12 protein-coding genes and 3 pseudogenes are annotated in these 20,970 nt (G+C 57.5%); 5 read left to right on the top strand and 10 right to left on the bottom strand.

What is annotated here, in order from left to right; translation table 11 throughout:
• Together ACQZ5G_RS24775 and ACQZ5G_RS24770 are read left to right on the top strand one after the other, a co-directional pair.
• The coding region (locus tag ACQZ5G_RS24775; protein ID WP_448739272.1) for a hypothetical protein at positions 1-106 on the top strand (106 nt) is incomplete at its 5' end.
• A 269-nt stretch (positions 107-375) separates the two neighbouring features.
• The gene (locus ACQZ5G_RS24770) at positions 376-2,139 is read left to right on the top strand and encodes an ABC transporter ATP-binding protein (protein ID WP_448739220.1); all 1,764 of its coding nucleotides are present in this window, start codon (positions 376-378) and stop codon (positions 2,137-2,139) included.
• Between the two features lie 158 nt (positions 2,140-2,297).
• Here the strand turns inward: ACQZ5G_RS24770 and ACQZ5G_RS24765 are convergent, their stop codons facing one another.
• Positions 2,298-3,482 (bottom strand): AGE family epimerase/isomerase, encoded by a 1,185-nt coding sequence (locus ACQZ5G_RS24765; RefSeq protein WP_448739221.1) that lies wholly within the window; start codon positions 3,480-3,482, stop codon positions 2,298-2,300.
• A gap of 258 nt (positions 3,483-3,740) precedes the next feature.
• Here ACQZ5G_RS24765 and ACQZ5G_RS24760 point away from each other — a divergent pair, with 258 nt between their 5' ends.
• A complete protein-coding gene (locus ACQZ5G_RS24760) occupies positions 3,741-4,526 on the top strand; it encodes a 2-keto-4-pentenoate hydratase (protein ID WP_448739222.1) in 786 nt (261 codons plus the stop codon).
• 79 nt (positions 4,527-4,605) lie between these two features.
• On the opposite strand, the gene ACQZ5G_RS24755 is transcribed toward ACQZ5G_RS24760, so the two are convergent.
• Entirely contained in the window at positions 4,606-5,511 is a 906-nt protein-coding gene (locus ACQZ5G_RS24755) for a LysR family transcriptional regulator (RefSeq protein ID WP_448739223.1), read from the bottom strand.
• Between the two features lie 184 nt (positions 5,512-5,695).
• Between ACQZ5G_RS24755 and ACQZ5G_RS24750 the strand changes: the two genes are divergently transcribed.
• Positions 5,696-6,751: an aldo/keto reductase gene (locus ACQZ5G_RS24750; protein WP_448739224.1), complete on the top strand. Its 1,056-nt coding sequence runs from the start codon at positions 5,696-5,698 to the stop codon at positions 6,749-6,751.
• A gap of 49 nt (positions 6,752-6,800) precedes the next feature.
• Here the strand turns inward: ACQZ5G_RS24750 and ACQZ5G_RS24745 are convergent, their stop codons facing one another.
• Both ACQZ5G_RS24745 and ACQZ5G_RS24740 read right to left on the bottom strand, forming a co-directional pair.
• Positions 6,801-7,751, bottom strand: coding sequence for a bile acid:sodium symporter family protein (locus tag ACQZ5G_RS24745; protein ID WP_448739225.1), 951 nt, complete (start codon positions 7,749-7,751; stop codon positions 6,801-6,803).
• A 414-nt stretch (positions 7,752-8,165) separates the two neighbouring features.
• Positions 8,166-8,315, bottom strand: a pseudogene (locus ACQZ5G_RS24740) (type IV secretory system conjugative DNA transfer family protein); the annotation flags it as partial.
• Between ACQZ5G_RS24740 and traA the strand changes: the two are divergent.
• Positions 8,316-11,458 (top strand): annotated as a pseudogene (gene traA, locus ACQZ5G_RS24735) (Ti-type conjugative transfer relaxase TraA); the annotation flags it as partial.
• A gap of 45 nt (positions 11,459-11,503) precedes the next feature.
• On the opposite strand, the pseudogene ACQZ5G_RS24730 reads toward traA, so the two are convergent.
• The 6 genes and pseudogenes from ACQZ5G_RS24730 to ACQZ5G_RS24705 form a co-directional block, all read right to left on the bottom strand.
• Positions 11,504-11,710: pseudogene (locus tag ACQZ5G_RS24730) on the bottom strand (Imm8 family immunity protein); the annotation flags it as partial.
• 247 nt (positions 11,711-11,957) lie between these two features.
• Positions 11,958-12,389 carry an SMI1/KNR4 family protein gene (locus tag ACQZ5G_RS24725; RefSeq protein ID WP_448739226.1) on the bottom strand — a complete coding sequence of 144 codons (432 nt, stop codon included), beginning with the start codon at positions 12,387-12,389 and terminating at the stop codon, positions 11,958-11,960.
• Between the two features lie 3 nt (positions 12,390-12,392).
• Positions 12,393-12,527, bottom strand: coding sequence for an HNH/ENDO VII family nuclease (locus ACQZ5G_RS24720; protein WP_448739227.1), 135 nt, complete (start codon positions 12,525-12,527; stop codon positions 12,393-12,395).
• 126 nt (positions 12,528-12,653) lie between these two features.
• Positions 12,654-13,007 carry a hypothetical protein gene (locus ACQZ5G_RS24715; protein ID WP_448739228.1) on the bottom strand — a complete coding sequence of 118 codons (354 nt, stop codon included), beginning with the start codon at positions 13,005-13,007 and terminating at the stop codon, positions 12,654-12,656.
• Positions 13,008-13,255: 248 nt separating this feature from the next.
• Positions 13,256-13,594, bottom strand: a complete 339-nt coding sequence (locus tag ACQZ5G_RS24710) for a hypothetical protein (protein WP_448739229.1) — start codon at positions 13,592-13,594, stop codon at positions 13,256-13,258.
• Positions 13,591-20,934 (bottom strand): hemagglutinin repeat-containing protein, encoded by a 7,344-nt coding sequence (locus ACQZ5G_RS24705; RefSeq protein ID WP_448739230.1) that lies wholly within the window; start codon positions 20,932-20,934, stop codon positions 13,591-13,593. Before ACQZ5G_RS24705 ends, ACQZ5G_RS24710 begins: the two co-directional genes overlap by 4 nt.
• Positions 20,935-20,970: the final 36 nt, after the last annotated feature.

Raw genomic sequence — 20,970 nt, 5'->3', positions numbered from 1 at the left:
TGCCAATGAGGGGCAGATCCCGCTCGAACTGGTCGAAATCCAGACCGGAGCCTATATCGGCGAGGATGATGTCATTCGCATCGAGGACGATTATAAAAGACGGTAACGGTGCATCTCGAATGTTCGACCGGGTCGGCGGGATGTTGACACTCGCCGGCCACCGCACTATTTGGTTCGCTTGAACAACGAGTCTGAGGACTTTTCCAGCGCCGAGAGAAATTATTAAGCCAGTTGATACGGGATTACGAAACGAAGTAGAATGCGGCTTACCTATTCGGAACAGATAGTGGACTGGTTTCCTGGTCAAAAATGATCGAAATGGACAGCCATCAATTTCTCAAATCGTAGTGGTATCAGCTAATTAAGGATATCTCCGTGATCGGATCTTTTTTGTCTGAAAACGACAAGACGTTGCTGGTGCGACTTTTCAAAGAAAATTTCAGAAAGCATGTTGGCTGGTATTCTGCGGCAATTGCCGCGATGCTCGTCGTCGCCGGCACGACGTCTCTCAGCGCATGGATCATGCGCGATATCGTCAACAGCGTTTATCTGAAGCAGGGCTTTGACGTCGTTCTCGAGATTGCCTTTGCGGTCGCGGCCATCTTCATCGTCAAAGGCCTCGCAACCTTCGTGCAGAGCTATTATCTCAGCAAAGCTGGTAATAGCATCGTAGCGGAGCAACAACGCAAGATCTACGATCGGCTCCTGAAACAGGGCGTTTCCTTCTTTCAGAATCTGCCTTCCTCGGAACTGCTGGTTCGCGTTACTTACAATGCGCAGGCGGCGCGCAGCGTCATCGATACGATTGTCACATCTTTCGTACGTGACCTGTTTTCGCTTATCGGCCTGATTATCGTGATGTTCGCCCAGAATTTCCTTCTGAGTGCGATCTCCATGATTATCGGTCCTCTTGCCATCTTCAGCGTTCGGCTTGTTTTGCGCCGCGTACGCAAGATCATGGAGGCGGAGCTTGCTTCGCTCGGTGAGATTGTCAATGTCGTACAGGAAACCAGCATAGGTGTACGTGTCATCAAGGCATTCTCCCTTGAGAAGCTCATGCGTCAGCGCATGAACAAGGCGGTTTCCGACGTAGAGCAACGTGCCAATGGCATTGCCAAACTGGAGGCCGCAACCAGCCCCATCATGGAGACGCTATCAGGCCTCGCAATTGCTGTCGTTATTGCCGTGTCCGGCTATACCGTTCTCGAAAAAGGCGGCTCGCCGGGCGATTTGATGGCTTTTATTACCGCCCTGTTGCTTGCCTATGAACCGGCGAAACGCCTCGCCCGCATGCGGGTACAGATCGAAGGCGGCATGATTGGCGTGCGGATGATGTTTGAGGTGCTGGACGCGCCGCTGACGCTTGCCGAGAAAAAAGACGCCGAGCCTCTCCCCAAAGCGACAGGCGATGTCGAACTAAAAAATGTGAGCTTTGAATATGTTGCAGGCCAGCCCGTTCTGAAGGATGTCAGCCTGCTCTTCGAAGGCGGCAAGATGACCGCGCTGGTCGGCCCATCCGGCAGCGGCAAATCCACCATCATCAATCTCATAATGCGCCTTTACGATCCGCAAACCGGCTCAGTAGAAATCAACGGTATGGATTTGCGCGACGTTTCTTTTTCGAGCTTGCGCGAGCACGTTTCTTACGTCGGCCAGGAAACATTCCTGTTTTCGGGATCCATAAGGCACAATATTTCCGTTGGCCGCGACAATGCCACCGAAGAAGAGATAATAGCGGCCGCCAAGGCAGCCAATGCGCACGATTTCATCATGAGCATGCCGGACGGCTATGACAGCAGGCTCGGTGAAAATGGCTCTGGATTGTCCGGGGGGCAGCGGCAGCGTGTTGCGATTGCCCGCGCCATGCTCAGAGACGCGGATATTTTGATCCTCGATGAAGCAACCAGCGCATTGGATTCGGAATCCGAAGCTCTCGTTCGCGATGCACTTGAACGACTGACGTTCAACAAGACATCAATCGTCATTGCTCACCGTCTCTCCACTATCAATCGTGCCGACAAGATTGTCGTTATGGATAATGGTGAAGTCGCCGAGCAGGGCAGCAGACGCGAGCTTCTTGCGAATGATGGCCTTTATAAACGGCTTCACAGCATCCAATTTGACGCCGATGTAGCTTAGTGGGGAAGATTCGACACACGAAAGGCGCGACTTTGATCTGCGCCGAGTGCGTCAGTTGCGACAAACCGCTTGCTTGCAGCATATTAATACTGACTGTCTCGCCGCCCTGAAAATGAGGGTGGCGAATGTGGCACGCCCACCGGCTGGGCGTGCTGAGTTCACCCACTGACCGCCAGCACGGCCTCCGCCTCATATATGGCGCAGACGATGTGATAAAACGTGCTTGCCGGCGCCGGCTCGTCGAGCATCGGTCTGTCGGCCGGCCATTTGTCGAACCACAGGCCCTTGACCGGCGTGTCGAGAAAAGGCTGCAGCGCGCCGATGGCGCTGAGACCGGAGGCGAGGTAACGTTGCCGCTCCTCGCCGCCCGTGACGCTCGCAAGCCGCACCGAAGCCTTCAGCCATTCCGTCTGCGGCCATAACCGCGCCAGCCCGTCATGCACCGAAAAATCGTCGTAGAGGCTCATCACCGCCACCTTGCGGCGCGGGCAGATGCCGTAGGCCTCGCCGATCTCGAACAGCCGTTTGGCCTTCCCGATCGCTTCGTCGTTTCCACGCAGGCTGCTCCAGCGCACCAGAAGCCAGGCCCATTCGAACTGGTGGCCCGGTTCCATGATCCGGCCTTTGTCGCTGTCATGCGGTGTCCAGTCATGGGCGAAGAATTCGCGCAAGCCGCCATTGCCGCCATCGATGAAGCGGTTAAGCGCAAGATCGGCGATCTCGTCGGCCAGCGCCGACCACGGGCCGTCCGGGTCCTGCACCTCCCAGGCCAGCATCGCCTCGAAGAGATGCATGTGCGGATTGGAGCAGAGCGGCGTGCGCGGCGGGTTCGCTTCCTCGAAACCGGCGACCGGATGTCTGTAGTCGCGCTCGAGGATGGCAAGGATATCGAGCGCCCGGCCGCGCATCTCGTCCCGGCGCTCGGGAAGGCTTGCGGCGGCCTGTGCGGCGGCAAACAGCGCAAAGGCCTGATTGTAGAGATCGAAGGAGGGATCGATCAGCCTGCCCGTCTGGTCGGCAAGGTTGCCGTAAAGGCCGTTTTCAAGGCGATAGACCTTCTCGAACCAGGAAAGCCCGTGCAGGAGCGCGTCTTTCCACGGCCCCTGCCAGCCATGCTGGCCGGCGGCGGCGAAACAATAGGCCTGACGCGGCTGCACGCGGGCGCGGCGGTCATCGGAAAAAACCGGTTTGGCATCCTGGCCGAGACGTTCGTAAAAGCCGCCATCCGGCCGCGCCGAACCCGCCTCCCACCACAGGGGCAGGGCGTCCTCATCCAGCCATTTGCGTAATCTTCCGATCTCCTCGGCAAGCGTCTGCGCGATGCTCGGAAATGGCAATGTCATGCGTCAACTCTCTGTTCTACGTCGTGGTAGGGACGAATACGCTAAGGGAACCCAGAAGCAAACGCTTGAATTTATGTTTTGTGACGCTGTCAACCATAAACACTATTCATTTGCTCTCCCATAAACCCCGCACAATGCCCCTCGCCGCACGTCCTTAAAGTCGGCAATGTGGTCAAACCCGGCATTGATGGCCTTGGCAGTGAGCGCCAAATCGTGACAACATTTTGGCGTTCGAGAGCAACGGAGACCATGGACGCGATGACGGCAATCGAAAAACTGGCGGAAAGCTTCATCACAGCGAGCCGCGAGGGGGCGAAGATTTCTCTGGCGGCGGTGCAGGCGGAGGGTCTCATTCCTGCTACGCTTGGAGAGGCTATGGCGGTCCAGCGGGCTTTTGCCGAAAGCCGGGCAGAACCGGTTGCCGGCTGGAAACTGGCGATCCGCGCGGATGGCGAGGCCATCGGGGCGCCTATGTTCGATTGTGTGCGGATCGATGAGGCCAATGCCGCTTCTTTTCCCCATGGCGGCACCGAAGGCATCGAGGTCGAGATCTGTTTTACGCTTTCGGCGGATATCCCTGCGGCGGCGGCGGGGCCGCTGACGAGGGCCGACCTGATAGGATTTATCGACAAGGTTCACCTTGGCGTTGAACTTCTCCGCTACAGGCTGGTGGAGAAAAATCAGGTGCCGTTTCCGCTTTTTCTCGCGGATCGTCTCGCCAACCACGGCTTCGTCATCGCATCGGAAGTCGATAAGCACATCGTGGACATCTTTGCCGGAAATGGCGAGAACCTGCCGCAGCTCAACGTCACCGAGGGGTCGGTGTCGCTGTTCGACGCCGGGGTAAAACATCCGAATGGTGATCCGCTTGCGCCGCTTGTTGCCTTTGCCAATGCGGCATTCAACACCGGCGAGATGCTTAAGGCGGGCAATGTCGTGACGACTGGCAGCCTTTGCGGCGCGATACCAAGCACACTTGCCAGCGAGACGCATATAGCGCTGAAATCGGCTGGCGCCTTCACGCTGTCCGGTCCGAGACCATAGGCGTCCTGTCAGCCGGATACTCTTTTTTCAGCCGCCTGCCATCTTCATCCCCGCCGCGACTTCCAGGGCCATCGAAAGGTCATTTCACTCGCCCGTGCTCGCCGAGAAAATCGAGCAAGGCCCGGATGCGTGCGGGAAGCGGCCCGCGCTGGCCCACATAAACGGCATGAAACATCTCCGTCTCACCCGTATCGAGATGATCGAGCAAGGAGACAAGCCGGCCGGCTGCGATATCCTCTCGCACTGTGAAGGCGGCAAGGCGAACCAGCCCGACACCGGCAAGGGCAAGACGGCGAAGGCCCTCGCCATCGCTGACCTGCACGCGCCCCGTCGCCGGGATAACGACGGTCTTTCCGGCGTCCCGCAACGGCCACCCGTCGACTGACCGCGCGTAACCAAATCCGAGCCGATTGTGATCTTCCAGATCGGCGATGGTTTGCGGCACGCCGTAACGCTCCAGATAAGCCGGGGCGGCGGCAATGATCATCCCTGTCTCACCGAGTTTCCGGGCAACGAGAGTTGAGCTTTTGAGTGGCCCGGCGCGCACCGCGACATCCATGCGTTCCGCAAGAAGGTCAACCACCATATCCGTCTGGACGATATCGAGCGTGATGCCCGGATGAAGCGCCAGAAACCGTGGCAGGATGGGCGCAAGAATATGCGTTGCATAAGAAGCGCTGGTGTTGATCCGCACACGGCCGACAGGCTGCTCGCCCTCACCCGCGGCGCGTTCGGCCTCTTCGAGATCGGCGAGGATGCGGGTGGCCCTTTCATAAAAGGCGCAGCCCTCCGGCGTGATCTGAAGCTGTCGGGTGGAACGGTTGAGCAGGCGGGCGCCGAGGCGGCTTTCCAACCGTGCGATCAGCTTGCTCACCGCCGAAGGCGTCATGTTTGCCGCCGCGGCCGCGCGGGAAAAACCGCCGAGTTCGACGACCCGCACGAAGATTTCCATCTCCCCTGCCCGGTTGATCTCCAGTCGCGCCATGATGACTTCATCTCACAAGTGATAGTATTTTCGGCATTCTATTTCATTGAAGAGCGAGCGTCTATCTTCAGGCGGCGATTGAAACGCATCGCAATCTTCATCTGCCAGATCATGACGGGATGGACAAAGCGCGGCGCTGCCAGAGCCCCGCCCGCGACCATTTCGAAGCAACAAAGGAACGCCCATGAAATATCGCCATCTCGGCCAATCCGGCCTGAAAGTACCGGTCTTGAGTTTCGGCACCGGAACTTTCGGCGGCTCCGGCCCACTCTTCAGCAACTGGGGCAATTCAGACGCCACGGAAGCCCGGCGCCTGATCGATATTTGTCTGGAAGCCGGCGTCAACCTGTTCGATACCGCCGATGTCTATTCCAATGGCGCATCGGAGGAAGTGCTCGGCGAAGCCGTCAAGGGAAGGCGCGACAGTGTTCTGATCTCAACCAAGACCAGCCTGCCGATGGGCGACGGGCCGAACGAGGCCGGGTCGTCCCGCTTCCGGCTGATGCGCGCGGTGGATGACGCCCTGCGCCGCCTAAAGACCGACTATATCGACATCCTTCAGCTTCATGCCTTCGATGCCTTCACCCCGGTTGAGGAAGTGCTGTCGACGCTCGATACGCTCGTCCGCTCCGGCAAGGTGCGATATACCGGAGTCTCGAATTTTTCAGGCTGGCAGATCATGAAATCGCTTGCCGTCGCGGATCGATATGGCTGGCCGCGTTATGTGGTCAATCAGGTCTATTATTCCCTGATTGGCCGGGATTACGAGTGGGATCTGATGCCGCTCGGCGCGGATCAGGGTCTTGGCGCAATGGTCTGGAGCCCGCTTGGCTGGGGGCGATTGACGGGAAAAATCCGCCGTGGCACGCCGCTGCCCGAAGGTAGCCGCCTGCATGAGACCGCCAGCTTCGGCCCCCCGGTTAATGATGAACATCTCTACCGCGTGATCGATGCGCTCGACGCTGTCGCGCAAGAAACCGGCAGGACGGTGCCGCAGGTCGCCCTCAACTGGCTGCTCAGACGCCCGACTGTTTCCACAGTCATCATCGGCGCGCGCAATGAGGAACAGCTTCGCCAGAACCTCGATGCCGTGGGATGGGAACTGACGTCCGCACAGGTAGCGAAGCTGGACGAGGCCAGCGGGACGACTGCTCCCTATCCGCATTTCCCGTATCAGCGCCAGGAGGGCTTTGCCCGGCTTAATCCACCGGCCGTAACACGTCAGACCATGCCGTTCTAAGGCAGGGTCAGGCCGCCTGAACGACGGGCGGCCTGACAAATGCGGAGCTTCAGGCGGTTTTGTTGGCGGAGCCTGCGTCCACCCGGCCCGAAAACCAGTTTGCCAGTATTGCACCGGAAATATTGTGCCAGACGCTGAAAATGGCGCTCGGAACCGCAGCGAGAGGCGAGAAATAGGCCGTTGCAAGTGCCGCGCCAAGGCCCGAATTTTGCATGCCGACCTCAATTGCAATGGCCTTACGCTTGGCAAGCGACAGGCCCGTTGCCTTTGCCGCGAGGTAACCGAGGAGATAACCAAGCCCGTTATGCAGCACGACGACGGCAAAAATCATCAGCCCGGACTGGGCGATGGACGCCTTGGATCCTCCCACCACCGCCGAAACGATGAGGACGATGCCGATGACGCTCACCAGCGGCAAAGCCGGAACGGCGGTCTTGACGAGACCGGGCAGCAGCTTTTGCAGGGCGGCGCCCAGGGCGAGCGGAACCAGAACGACCTTGACGATGCTGAGGAACATGGCCCAGCCATCAACCGGCAGGAACTGGCTCGCAAACAGCCAGACGAGGAACGGCGTCACCAGCGGCGCGGCAAGCGTGGTGACCGAGGTGCAGGCAACGGACAAGGCGACATCGCCCTTGGAGAGATAGGTCATGACATTGGACGATGTGCCGCCAGGGCAGCAGCCGACCAGAATGACACCCGCCGCGACTTCCGGCGGCATGGGAATGATGCGGGTGAGCAGCACCGCCAGAAGCGGCATGATGAGAAACTGGCCGAGCACGCCGATCGTCACATCGAACGGCCTTTTGACGACCTCCCTGAAGTCATCGACCGAAAGTGTGAGGCCCATCCCGAACATGATGATCGACAGAAGCGTGACGATCCACGGCGCAATCTGCTTGAACGTATCCGGAAAAAAGAAGCCGAGCACGGCGAACAGGATAACCCACACAGCAAAGGACTTGCCCACGAAAGCCGAAACGGCTGCCAGCGTTTTCATTTCCATACTCCCAAGATGATCCTGAAACCCCGTCTAGACTCCTATGGTGCCCTGTCAAGGTCATTACTCCGTTGCTAGACCTCGCGGTCGAAAACGATCCCTCGCAAAGTTAGGAAGAATTGAATACCTCTAGGTCAACAAGCGCGGCTGGCCCTATCTAGCCAACATGAGCCTCACCCTGTGGATATGAATGGCATATGGTAGACGACCAGATGCACTACAGCGGAGTTGCTCCTCGGTGGTGCGAGTCTATGCTCTAATCAGTCCCGACCTGCCCGCGATGCCGCCGTCGCCGCAGGACTGCAATTTGGACGAAAGCTCATCTATCCGCTTCCCGTTGCGCCGAAGAGAGCAGGAGGGCTGCACAGAAAAGGTCCGACGGAGATGCCCAACCGCCTTCTCGTCACGCTCCCCTCAGACTGGGTCGAGCATCTCCCTGAATTCCGGATCGGCAAAATAGGCAAGCTTTTCAGCGAATATTGGTCGTTGCCCGGCCAAGAACAGCAATTGTCCTTTTGCGGGCAGATTGCGCACCTCATCAGGTGTGAGTAGCGGCCGGCCGGTATCCGCATCGATCATCGCTCACATGCGCAGCGCGGCCTCGAGTTGTCGCCGACCGAACATATGGGCGTGCATGCGTCGCAGATCGAACGGCAAGGAATGGCAGTCGAGCGCGGCCGGCTGGATGACGAGGCAGCACGGCAAAATGCCGAGCTGATCCGCCAAAAACCGGAACAGGTTTTGTCGCTGATCAGCAATGCAAAGAGCGTGTTCGATCGACACGATATTGCCAAAACCTTGCATCGCTACATCAACGATGACGCGCGAACGTTCCAGAACGCCTTTGCCGCTGTTTTGGCATCGCCAGCGCTTGTGGAACTCCAGGCTGAGCGCATCGATCCTGAGACAGGCGACGTTTCCAGTGCGCGCTATTCGACGCGAGGGATGATTGATCTGGAACTCGCAATGGCGCGGTCGGCCAAGCGATTGCATCAGGCGCATTCCCATGGCGTCGATCATCGCCATGTCGCGCGTGCAATCGAGAGGCAGGATCGCTCAATCCGGAAAAGCTCCAGCGGACCGTTTGCTGCGAGCAATCCGTCAACAGGATTGTCGGACGAACAGCGTCATGCGATCAAACATGTTACGGGCCCAGAAGGCATCGCCGCTGTGGTCGGGTTCGCTGGTGCGGGAAAGTCCACCATGCTTGCAGCCGCTCGCAAGGCGTGGGAGGCTCAAGGCTATCAGGTCCATGGTGCGGCGCTGGCCGGAAAGGCAGCCGAGGGTCTTGAGGAAAGTTCTGGCATAGAGAGCCGCACCCTGGCGTCATGGACTTACAGCTGGGATCATGGTCGGGGCATGATCGGCAGCAGTGACGTGTTCGTCATCGACGAAGCCGGCATGGTCGGGAGCCGGCAACTTGCCCGGTTCATCGGCGAGGCTGAAGAGCGCGGTGCAAAGATCGTTCTTGTCGGCGACCACGAGCAGCTGCAGGCGATCGGGGCTGGCGCCCCCTTCAGGGCGATAGCCGAGCAGATTGGCCATGTCGAACTTTTCGACATTCGCCGCCAGCGCCATGATTGGCAGAGACAGGCGTCGGTTGCCTTTGCGACCCACAAGACGGCCGAGGGCCTCGCCGCCTACCGGGATCACGGCGACATTCACTTTGCGGAAAGCCGCGACGCGGCGATGGCAGAGATCGTGCGTGAGTATATTGCCGATAGTGAGAAGCGTGCCGATGGCACCCGGGTTGCCATGGCGCATCGCCGTGCCGATGTGCGCGCCCTCAATGCCGCCATTCGTTCCGAACTTCAGAACAGACAAAGGCTGGAGCGCAGCCACGGGCCGAGCGCCGGCGCGAACCGTGGGGATGGTGAGGACGGTGGAGAATGCACGTTCCAGACCAATAACGGCAAGCGCGCCTTCGCCGCCGGTGACCGGATCATCTTCCTCGAAAACAACCGCGACCTCCGCGTGAAAAACGGCATGCTTGGCACGGTCGAGCATGTCGAAAAGGGCAAGATCATCGCCCGGCTCGATGGTCGAAGCGGCGATAGCGTCAGCATTCCCACGGACAGCTACCAGGCGATCGACCACGGCTATGCAACGACGATCCATAAAAACCAGGGCGCGACGGTGGATCGCGCCTTTGTGTTGGCTTCCGGCACCATGGACCGGCATCTGACCTATGTTGCCATGACCAGGCATCGCGACAGCGTGCAGCTCTATGCGGACAGCCAGGAGTTCACCAAGGCCGGCCGGCTTGTTGATCACGGCGTTGCGCCCTACGAGCATAATCGTCAGGCGCGAGAAAACTATTTTGTGACGCTGGAGAATGACAAGGGCGATCAGCGCACAGTGTGGGGCGTCGATCTCAAGCGGGCCATTCAGGAGGCCTCGCCAAAGATCGGGGACAGGGTCGGACTGCAGCATGAAGGAGCCACGCCTGTCAGGCTTCCGGACGGTACGCAGGCCGAGCGCAATGCATGGCGCGTCGTCAAGTGTGACGAACTGGCCTACCGAAAGCTGACAAACCGCCTGTCGCGTTCCGGCGCGAAGGAAACCACGCTGGACTATGTCAGGGACTTTGCCGAGCGGCGCGGGATCGCAAGCGACCCATGGATCGCGGAGCAGCTCGGGGTCAGGAGCGAGATCGAACTTGCTTCCGGCCGGGATGAGCGTCAAAAGCTCTTGTCCCGCGCGGCCCATCCGGTGCGGGAACAACAGGGCCGGCCATCAGAGCGTCAACGGGTTTACGAGGAACCTGCCGGCGATCTGGCCGGCCCTGTTCGCCGCGAAAATCATCGCAATCAGTTCGCCGGAAAAATCGATGACGGACGACAGAACGGAGGACAACAAAGGATATCGCCGCATCCGGTGGTCCGATCTCATGTCGCAAGACGGCGCCGCCCCTGCCCCCACAGAAGCTGCCGGCCAGCACTCGCCGCTGGAAGCCGGCTCCGCTGGTGCCAGCGATCACGCGCTACGACCGCAGCATCGAAGAGGTGGCGCAGAAAAGGGCGATGTCCGTCATCGAGCAGGGATTCGACACGGTAGAGTCAGTCGCGCGGCACGTGTTCCGTGATCCGGTCGAGATTGCCGCAAGACTGCGCACCGCGATGACCGAGAAGGAAGGCAATGGCAAGATCATGGCGAAGGCCATCGCAGAGCAGCCCGGGCGGTTCGGGGAGCTGCGCGGCAAGTCGGGTCTGTTCGGAAACAACAGGGAGCGGAAAGAGGCGCTGCACTATGCAAGGTCTCTCTCTGCCCATATCGGCTATGTCTCCGAGGCATGGGAGCGCCGGCTTGGCGAAGAACGTCAAAGCGAACAATGGCAGCGCGAAAAGCGTGACGTGATCGAGGTTCCCGGCCTCACGCCCCGCAGCGCCGAAATCCTTGCCAAGGTGGAAAAGATGCCAATCGAAAAGCGGGGCAAATTTATCGCGGAGCTGAGATCTTCATCTGAGGGCCGAGCCGCGCTTGAGGAGGCCAAGCTGGTGGCTGAAGCGCTCACGCGGCGGTTCGGAAGCTCCGATCCTCGCAGGTTTGCCGAGGAGCTTGGGGCACACCCTGAGCTCGCAAAACAAGCCGAGCAGATCAAGACAATCGCCCGCATGGTGCAGAAGACACGCCATGCCGAGCTCAGCCATGACCACGCGCTGAAACAGCAACTGGTCCGGTCGCAGGGGCTTGGACTGAGCCGATAGTGTGCGCTGGCAACAACACTGGCGTCAGCTTTGATAATCCTCAAATTACCAGAACATGAAGCGAGCCAGCTTTTCGCCGATTCCGCGCCATGTTTCACCGGTTGTGTCTGCAACCAAATTCCTGATTAGAGATTTTAGGCCGTCCTCGTCATATTTTTCCATCAGAATTACGTGGCGAACGAAATGTGGCTCTCGGTCACTATACTCGACCAGCCAACTAGGGGTGGAAACTTCAAAGCTAAAAATCTCAGCGCCTCGGTAGTTTCTGGTCCAATCAAAGCTTGGGCAGCAACATGAAAATTATAGGGCTCATCTGGCCAGTATGCCCAATTTTCATGGTCGATCAGGTCGATAGATTTTATCGTTGCTCTCATGGGATAACATCCACTTGGCGGTTAGCGCCCCACTTCCCACAGGGAGTGGTCTGCCCGAGCTTTTCAGCAATGCCGGGGCGGCTTAAATTGTCTCAACGGTGGCTCGTATTGCATAGCCGAAATTCTTATGCTCCACCCAACCAGACATCGTTTGCCCACGTTGCAAGGTTGGGCCAAGTCTCGGTCGTTGGACCGTTGTGGTCCCAGAAATGTATTTTGCCATCGGGCGCGATGCAGTAGTAGTCACCGTTGTCTTCACATATTGGAAGCCAATCGTGGGGTAGGCCAGCGCTGCGGCCTTGTTCAATAGCAGATCTCAATTCCCCATAAACGCCACCCATCTCTTCATTTAGAGTAAGTGGCGACAGGTAACCGATGAAAGCGTTAGAGATGCTCTTGAGAAATTTTTTATAGTCTTCCGAGAATTCGAAACCCGTGGCGGCTTCGTATCTCGCTATTAGAGCATCATCCGGAAGCGGAATCTTACGTTTTCGCGGATCATCTAGTCGATTCACTTCACTAATAATCGCGTCAATATGTTCGGTCACCAGATGCATTTCCTAGAAATCGTTTACTCGGTTTATCCAATAGGTCCGCCGCCAGGAATTAAATTGGGTACGGTTGATGCCAGAGGGAATTTCATTGGTATTGACATGAATAACCTTGGAATTTGTCTCATGAAAGGTTTGAGTCATTTCCGCTCATCAGTAAATCTGAGGCATTCCTGCCGATGGTCGGCCGTACTGATCGAGCCACGATAGGTTTCGGCCTTCCAGGTTGAGTGTGTATCGATATCAGCAGATTTTCCGAGACGCCCAAGATCAGGGAGGAAGCGCAAACCATAACCCATCATGATCGGCCACAAGTTTACCAGCCTTCCAATCACTAATGATGCGCATCGCCATTTCTTCATGAGATCCGTGATATTTCATTTCAGGAACCCAACCTGAAAGTTCTGATGAGCTTTTGACAGGAACCGCTCCTCGTTTAAGAAGAGCCACCACGCAAAGATATCCAAAATCTTCGAGTTGCTCGTCCGATAGATCAAAGCTATCAATGCCCTCCGGAATAACCTGCCATAACCCGACTGCATCCACCTCCAATTCGTTAGCAACACGGGCGATCCACTCGCTGATCGGTGTTCCAAAATACTTTTCAACAGGCTCTTGGGTCATTGCTGGTGTACCTTAAAACCTTTGGGATAGCCGGGAATATCAATATCCAACGTTATCCCGGAATTGTTGGAGGTTCGGACACCCACCCGTCCTCCGCTTGGGGGATCGTACCAAACGGCCTTCCCCCCGCGTAGGGTCTAGACATTGTGGCTCCATTCAGCAAATCATTTTTCACTGAAATATGGCAGATTACCAATAAAATTTTAATGCCATACCGTATGTTATTAGCTAATTTAGACGATAAAAAATCATCGTGACGCAGACATATCTAGAGCGACTTGTAATTTAATTTGCCCTTGCTTCTTCAGACCCCTTTTGTATTCAGAAATACTTATCTTATAAAAGACGTCGATCTGTTTTCCAGAAATTTCTATATGGCAAACAGTCATGCCGTTCACCAGCAAATTACAGGTGCGATAGTCTTGAAGCTCGTAACCACTCAAATAATAAGCGCTTTTAACGGCTCCGATTTCTCGATGAAGTAAATCCAGCACTCCGGGATCGCCTCCTTCTTCCAGAAGATAACGAGCCCCCTCCTGAAGTTCAGTCTTATATTGCTCTTCAACTGCACTGCCGATCAATTTCATCTAACACCCCCCGGCGTGACTGTAACCAAGTTTCCAAACCTATCCGTCATAACCGTCATCTTGGAAGTTGGTTGAAAGTTATTGAATTTATCAGTTCCAATTGGACGACCGAGATTTACCTCTCGGACATATAAGGTACCGTGGTCTGCACTTTTCAAAGTCCTCGTTACAGGAGTGTTCACAACCTCTGGACTCTGGAGAGCGGTTCTCAGATCGCTTTGCGAAACTGTAAACTGGCTAGCATTTTTGTCAGGGTTGAAGTGCCTATCCACAACATGCGTCCATCCACTACTCTTGTCACCATTAGGAAGATTAACGCGCGATTGAACTCTTCCCGGAACGCTAGACAATGCAGTGTTTATAGTTCCGCCCGATGTTTGCCCAGCGATGCCTGTCGATCCCGGATCTCCCAGCTTGGTCTGTCCGAGCTTTTCCGCAATGCCGAATGTGAGAACAGCGATAGCTGCATTGGCAATTGATTGATTAACAAATCCGCTGAGAGCGGCTTGGACGGAATCCGGGTATCGCGTCAGCAACTCGATGGTCCGAAGACGTTCTGCGTAGACGGCTGCGGCGAGATCCTGATTCGACAAGCCACCAAACGCGCCATTGACCAACCGCATTTCCAAATCGGCATAGCCGCCCGCAACCATGGATGAGGGGTCTATGGGGTTGGCAGGGTTACGCAAGTACTCGACGGCTTTCAGCGCATCGGTAATGGCTGCAACGCAGGCCGGACTTGTCCGGTTAGCATTACAGGCATCCGCAAGAACCGTATCGCGTTGCGTATCAAGCTGATCCCAATATCCAATCTGCTCCTGTATTGCTGCGATCTGCGCGTCTGTGCAGGCGTTTTCCGCCTCGCACATTGCAAGCTGCTGTTTCGCCTTTTCCCGGGCCAGTTGTTCATTGTGATATAGATAATTGTACTGATATTCCGCAGCTCCGTAGGCCGCGCCTTCTCCGCCGCCTACAGCCGCGCCAACCCCGGCGCTTAAACTTGCGCCGATCAACGTGGCAAGTGTCTGTTTTTCCTGATCGGACAGACTGCTGTCCTTGAGCATGCCCTTGACCAAATCCGCGATAGCTGGCGCCATGAGCGTCGATGCGGTGCCGCCAAGCGCACCCCTGAGCGCTCCTTCCCATCCATTGACACCGCCAAGGATACCGCCGCCGATGGCATGAAGCAGGGCTCGACCTGCACCACCTTCATCCCAGAGATCACGTTCGGCCTGAGTCGTCGCGTTGTTGTAGAGACTGGAAGCAATATCGCCGGCCAAACCAGCCATTGTCTTCTGCGCTTCCTGAATATCCGCCTGCGTTCTGTATTGCTGACGCAGAATGTGTTCGAGATCCGGCAGACCGGGTAGCGCGATGTTGGTATTGGCGGTATCGCGGCGGATCGTGCCAATATCCTGCGTTTGGTTGGCCGGATCGGTAATGGTGATCGGGATGTTGCCGCCGATGGCCGAATAGGCGTTGCCGGTCTCGCTCTCGCCAGCCTTGACCGGCGGTGCGATGGAGAGGCCGCCAGTACCGATCGAGCCGCCATAGGTTTCGGCTTTCCAGCTTGAATGCGTATCGATATCGGCGGCCTCAAGGGTGCCAGTGGAGAGGTTGTTGCGTCCCGCGCCAGCCTCGCTGGTAATCACGCCGCCGATAAGCGAGGTGTGCTGCTCAATGTTGAGGTCGATGCCACCCGTTCCGGCATGGATGCCGGATTGTTCAATGACAATAACCGCATCACCTTTTGCCTTCTGCCCGGAACCGGAGACGCCAGTGCTTCCAAAGCCGATCTGGCCTGACACATTGAGTTGGTCCGCCTTTGCTGTGGCCGTATCCACCTGGCTTTCGATCGTCAGGTTTCTGACATCGGCCACGACCGAGTTGCCGGCGACGGTCGCACCCTTCAACGCCAGATCATTGGTGACAATGGTCACATCGCCAGTGCCGTTGACATGCGTGTTCGTATGGCTGGTTGCGGAGGTGGTGGAACTGCCCTTGCCGTAAGAGCCGTTGACACCGACGCTGGCATTGCAGCCGCCTGATGTCGCGCAGCCCATGTTGATGCCGGCGCCTGCACTCCAGGAGTTGTTTGAACTTGCCGCGTCAGACGTGCCTGTGGCGGCATTGAGATTGATGTCACCATTCTCTGCGGACAGGAAGATGTCGCCGGTCAGCGCATCGGGCGAGATAACTGGCAGGCCATTCTTGCCGTAACCGGCCCGGATCTGTGCTCCCTCGCTTGTGATATTACCGTTTTCTGCCTCGATGGCGATCGAGCGAGCGGCACGGATGTCGGTGACGACAGGCGTGGAGAATGAAGAAGAAGCGCTATTCTCCTGGTGGCTGATACCGGCATTGATGCCGACGTTGAAGGACAGGCCCTGGCCCGAAGAAAGCCCCTCGGAAACACCCTGCAGATCCTTGTAGGCCTGATAGAAGCCGAGCCCGGCCATTGCCGTATTTGTCATGGCGTTGACCCCACCGCCGTCCGACAGCCGTTCAGCCGAGTTCATGATGCTCTGCGCCGCCTTGCCAGCCTGGCTGGTCACGGAAACCGTAACACCGGCAAAGGTTTTTTCGTGCATCTCCTGATAATTGGTGCGGTCGTTGGCCGAGAGGAGATTGATATCGTTACCGGCGAAGAGGTCGACATCACGTTCAGCGGAGGCTGTGGCTGCCTGCAGATTGACGTTGTTGCCTGCGGAAACGAGGAGATCGCGACCGGCGGTGAGAACCGAGATCGCGTTGGTGTCGGACTGCTGCTGCTTGCTGTCTTTGGTCTTCTGCGCACCGATACCGACAGAGAAGCCGCCATTGCCGGAGGAGAGGCTGATACCGAAACCGGAACGTTTTTCCTTCTCCTGCGATGCGCTGCTTTCGGCGCCTGGGGTGATATTGACATCACGGGCAGCCTCCAGCGCGATATCACGCCCCGCCATGATGGACGAGCCGATGACATTGACGTCGTTCTCGCGTGCCGTGAGGGTTACGTCGGTCCCAGCAGTCAGCGCGGAGCCAACGTTGAGGGTAGACGACTGGCTCTTTTCTTTCTGTTCCTTGCCCCAGAGCGATAGGAAGCCGCCGCCGGAACCAGCAAACAGGCCGGATTTCTTGCTGCTGCTCTCCAGCGCATGCTGTTCCTCGGCCCCGATGATGGCGACGCTGTCGCCCGTGACGCTGATCGCATCCCCAGCCGTTATAGTTGAGCCCGCTATGACGGTGTTGCCAGCAGAATCCAGCTTGATGTTGCCGGAGGCGGAAAGCTCGGAGCCGACTGTGGCTTCATCATAGTTGTACTGCGTCGAGCTCTTTTTCGAGAGGAGACCCTTGCTGGAGGAATTCTGCCCGAACTCCGCCGTATTTTTGCCCGACGCGATCAGCAGATCGCCCCCTGCGCTGACGTTGATATCGGCTTTGTTGGTATCATCACCAGCTATCACCCTCGAGGCGGAGACGACGGTGTCACCACCCGAGGTAATGGACACGCCCTTCCCGCCGCTAACCGATGATCCGACGGCAGTCTCGGTTTCCGTGTGGCTCGTCGTCTGTTTCTTACCGCCGAACAGGCCACCCTTTTTCTTGTAGGTGTAATCGATCGTGGTGGTGTCGACAGCTTCGGCAATTGTCACGTCACCGGTCGCTTTCAGACCCACAGTCCCATCGGCGGCAATCGTGCTGCCGATGACGTTGAGGCTGCCACCCGCATTGACTGAGACCGATCCGCCCGCGGTGATCTCGGAACCCTGACTTGTGGTTCTCACAACCGTCGTCGTGCTGCGCTTGTCACGCAAGGTGCTGGTTGTCGACCTTTCGGTAACGGAGATATTGATGTCTCCATTCGACGTCAGGCCGAGATTGCCGCCGGCCGTCACCTTTGCGTTGGCGAGCAGAATGCCCTCGTCGCCCTTGATTGAAGCATTGCCGCCTGCGCGGAAGGCGCCGCCGATTGCCGCAATCGATGAACCGGAAACGGTAAGATCGCCAGTCGATGCAATCATCCCTGATGTTGCAAGCAGGCCGGTGTCGATCGTTACCTGATTGCCCGCGATCAGCGCACCAGCGGAGTTCAATCTTTCCCTGTCACCAGCGGCAAGATGCAGCACTGGCGCAAGAACGCTCATGCCGTTCACCGTCTGCCACTCATAAACAACGACGGATTCGGTGAGGCTGGCAATCTCTTCAGCCGTCAGCGGTTCGCCGAACTGGCGTTGGTTCGCTCCCAGATAGGCGGCTCCATTGTCGAGCAGCTGCTTTATCTGAGTAATTGAATCCTGCCCGGTAAAACCTGAGCCCGTGGCCAGTCTGAGCTGCTGCTCAATATATTGGTTCTCGAAATAGGCGTCGCCAAGGAACTGGATCTGACGATCCGGCTGGTAACCAATGCGGCCAAGGAAATAGCTCGATCCGTAGAATTTCGAGACGTCGAGGAAAGCGGCCCGGGTCTCATAAAGGAAGCTCTGGCCGGGAATGGTACCGCCAAAACCGCCGGATTGTGGGCTTGTCACAGAACCGAGAGTGAAAAGCGCACCGCTTGCCGTCATACTGGACAGTAATGCGGTCGGATTGTTCGAAGGCGCAGGCGCTGCAACGGCAACACGGTCGGCGATTGTTCCGGCCGAAGCAGTATTGTTGACGGCGGCAAAACCGGTGATACCAAGTGTTCCGCCAGAGCGGATCGTCGTGGTAACGCCACCGACCGCCTCGACGCTTTCCACGGTCCGTCCCGGCCCGATATCCTTTGACGTATCCCGCGTTCCGAATGGGCTGGGACCTGGCATGGCGATCTGCCATGAACCTTCATGGCCACCTGTGTCGCCGGTCGTTTTCGTTTCCGTCCATTCGTAAATGACATCCGGGTAATACTGGCAGCCGCCGTGCTGGTTGCAATTCAGCGAAGTCGTGCGCTGCAATTGCAGCCCGAGATTGGTCAGCGTGCCGGAGCCATTCAGCGTCATGCCTGCACCGGCTTCGATTGCACTATAGGCATTGGTAAGATCGACCGTGTCGACGGAAAGTGTGTTGCCCGCCTTGATCAGCGCTGCGGGACTACCTGAGGATATGAGCCGATCCTCGACGACGTCCCGGTAAACGCGATGGATGGGGCTACCGATGACGAATGACCGGTTATAAAATTCGATGGGCGACGAACAATCCCCGCACTCTCTCGCATAATATATGTCATACGCGGAAACGAGCGCGTTAGAGAGGAACTGTGTTGTGTAGGTAGGTGCAGTTGTTCTTTCGTTGCGCAGATTTGCAGTAATGATCGACATGTTGTGACCGGCTGAGATGAAGCCGGAACTGTTGACTATGGCCGCATTACGCCCGCCATGAGCGTTTCCCGCAATCGTGAGATCATGACCGGCGACAATCGCACCCTGATCGTTGGCCAGCACGCCGCCGACAAAGAGTGCCGCATCGTTGCCGGCATAGATCAGGCCCGTGGCGGTGTTGGTCAGATTGCCGGTGACATTGACGGTAAGATTATTGCCTGCGGCGAGCTGGCCGGCGTTGGTGAGTTGTGACAGCGAAAGTGTCAGGTCATGGGCAGCCAGAATATTGCTGGCGCCGTTGACGGTAAGGCTGCCTGCGGTAATGGCGACATCGCCGGAGCCGTGTGTAGCACTGGCTGCGCTGCCTGATGTCACTGCGTTGAGCCGCGTACCGGTCAAATCTGTCGCCCCGGAGGACGCAAGATCGAGGCCGCCGAACGTCAGCGTGCTATTGGCGAGGTTGATATTATTGGCATCGATGTAAAGTGTCCCCGATGTTGCAAGTCCGCTCCTGTTGTTGGAAAGGTCGGCATGTTGCTGCCTGATCCTGATGTCGCCACCGGCGGCTGTGCGTTTATCGAGGCTGATTACACCGCCGGCTGAAGATAGCGAGACGTTGCCATTGGCTTCCAAGCTGCCATAGCGGATGTTGCCACCAGCCGAAGCCTGCAAATTCTGTTCGGCAAGCACGAGCCCGGAAATCCCAAGATCAAGGCCGGAAAGCAGCGCCAGATTGCCTTTCGAAAGGAGCGTGCCCGCTGCAATCGAGCCTGAAGCAGCCGAAATCGACATCGCTGCGCCGGACTGGGCTGCACCGCTAATGCCGATGGACCCTGCCCCCGACCATAGTGAAACGGGTCCTGTAGCGGAGACGTCGGCCACCGCAACACGTCCATCTCCCAGGACAGTGATCGCACTACCAGCGCCAAGGGTGCCGACGACATCAACGAAGCCGGCCCCGCCATCGACAAGGATATCCTCTTCCGCGCCGATCGAAGCGATCTTGGTGTCCTTCTCCGCCTTGACCGACACCGATTTTTTCGAGGTCAGACGACCGGTCGAGACACTCCCCTTCGAGGAGACGCTGACACCTTTATTGCCGGACGCATTGCCGATCGAAATCTTGCCGTCTGCCGATAGCGAAAGCTCGCCTGTATTGGCAGCCATGTCGCCGCGCATGCGAACGCCAGCGCCCTTCTCCGTGACGACCATCTTGATGCGGCCAGCCTGCATGGCTCCGAGTGCAGAACCATCGATTGCATATTCGGGTGTTCCCGAGGTCGCGGCGAGTGGAGTTGCCTCGCCAGTGGTATAGTCGAACTTGCCCTGACCAGCGGTCAGGCGCAGCTCCTCACCATAAATCGTGCCATCGATCTGGATGGTACGCGACACGATGTCGAATAGATCGACCGTGCCATCTCCAGATGCAAAATTCGCACCGTTCGAACCAAACGTGACGTCTCCATTGTTGACCGTGAAGCCATTGAGACGTCCATCGGTGCCGATGTCAGGCACGCCCGTCGTCAGTGTGGCGCGTGGCGTGTTGATGAAGCCGCAGCCATCGCAAGTGATGCCGTTCGGATTGGCAATGATGACATCGGCCCTGCCGCCGAACACCTCGGTCGGCCCCACGAGAGAACTGCGGTTCTGCGAGGTCACCTCATTGAGGATGACCGATGCAGGGCTTTTGCCTTGCAGGTTTGGATTGCCGGGCGTAACACCACCCAGTTTCGACGTACCGACCTCACCATTGAAGTTGTTGAGGATAACACCCGGCGTACCGACATTGAAATTGTCGTATTTGTTGTGCGACAGACCCTGGCTGTTGGGACCGACGATATCGATGAGCGGTACACCGTTCGGGGCAGCCCCTATCCCGGGGCGATTTACAGAGGATCCTCCAGCTTCCGGCGATATGTCCTGTGCGTGAAGGAGCACAGGCTGAAGCACGAGCGTAAAACTAACAACGGTGGCAATGATTTTTTGAGCCAGCGCTCCGGCATTGGCGAACAACGCGAGGTCGGTTGCTTTGCGTGGAAGACGCTTGAACTGGAATGTCATTGTTGTTCGCCTCTCGTGGCAGACGGAATTTGGGGC

This window comes from Agrobacterium sp. 22-214-1 (assembly GCF_053522465.1).
The sequence above is the reverse complement of the archived record's forward strand: the minus strand, read 5'-3'. Positions and strand labels throughout refer to the sequence as shown.

What these genes read in the sequence shown, in the direction of transcription:
- ACQZ5G_RS24765 (WP_448739221.1), bottom strand. Translation starts at nt 3,482, where the DNA reads ATGACATTGCCATTTCCGAGCATCGCGCAGACGCTTGCCGAGGAGATC.
- ACQZ5G_RS24760 (WP_448739222.1), top strand. Translation starts at nt 3,741, where the DNA reads ATGACGGCAATCGAAAAACTGGCGGAAAGCTTCATCACAGCGAGCCGC.
- ACQZ5G_RS24755 (WP_448739223.1), bottom strand. Translation starts at nt 5,511, where the DNA reads ATGGCGCGACTGGAGATCAACCGGGCAGGGGAGATGGAAATCTTCGTG.
- ACQZ5G_RS24750 (WP_448739224.1), top strand. Translation starts at nt 5,696, where the DNA reads ATGAAATATCGCCATCTCGGCCAATCCGGCCTGAAAGTACCGGTCTTG.
- ACQZ5G_RS24745 (WP_448739225.1), bottom strand. Translation starts at nt 7,751, where the DNA reads ATGAAAACGCTGGCAGCCGTTTCGGCTTTCGTGGGCAAGTCCTTTGCT.
- ACQZ5G_RS24725 (WP_448739226.1), bottom strand. Translation starts at nt 12,389, where the DNA reads ATGCATCTGGTGACCGAACATATTGACGCGATTATTAGTGAAGTGAAT.
- ACQZ5G_RS24720 (WP_448739227.1), bottom strand. Translation starts at nt 12,527, where the DNA reads ATGACTCAAACCTTTCATGAGACAAATTCCAAGGTTATTCATGTCAAT.
- ACQZ5G_RS24715 (WP_448739228.1), bottom strand. Translation starts at nt 13,007, where the DNA reads ATGACCCAAGAGCCTGTTGAAAAGTATTTTGGAACACCGATCAGCGAG.
- ACQZ5G_RS24710 (WP_448739229.1), bottom strand. Translation starts at nt 13,594, where the DNA reads ATGAAATTGATCGGCAGTGCAGTTGAAGAGCAATATAAGACTGAACTT.
- ACQZ5G_RS24705 (WP_448739230.1), bottom strand. Translation starts at nt 20,934, where the DNA reads ATGACATTCCAGTTCAAGCGTCTTCCACGCAAAGCAACCGACCTCGCG.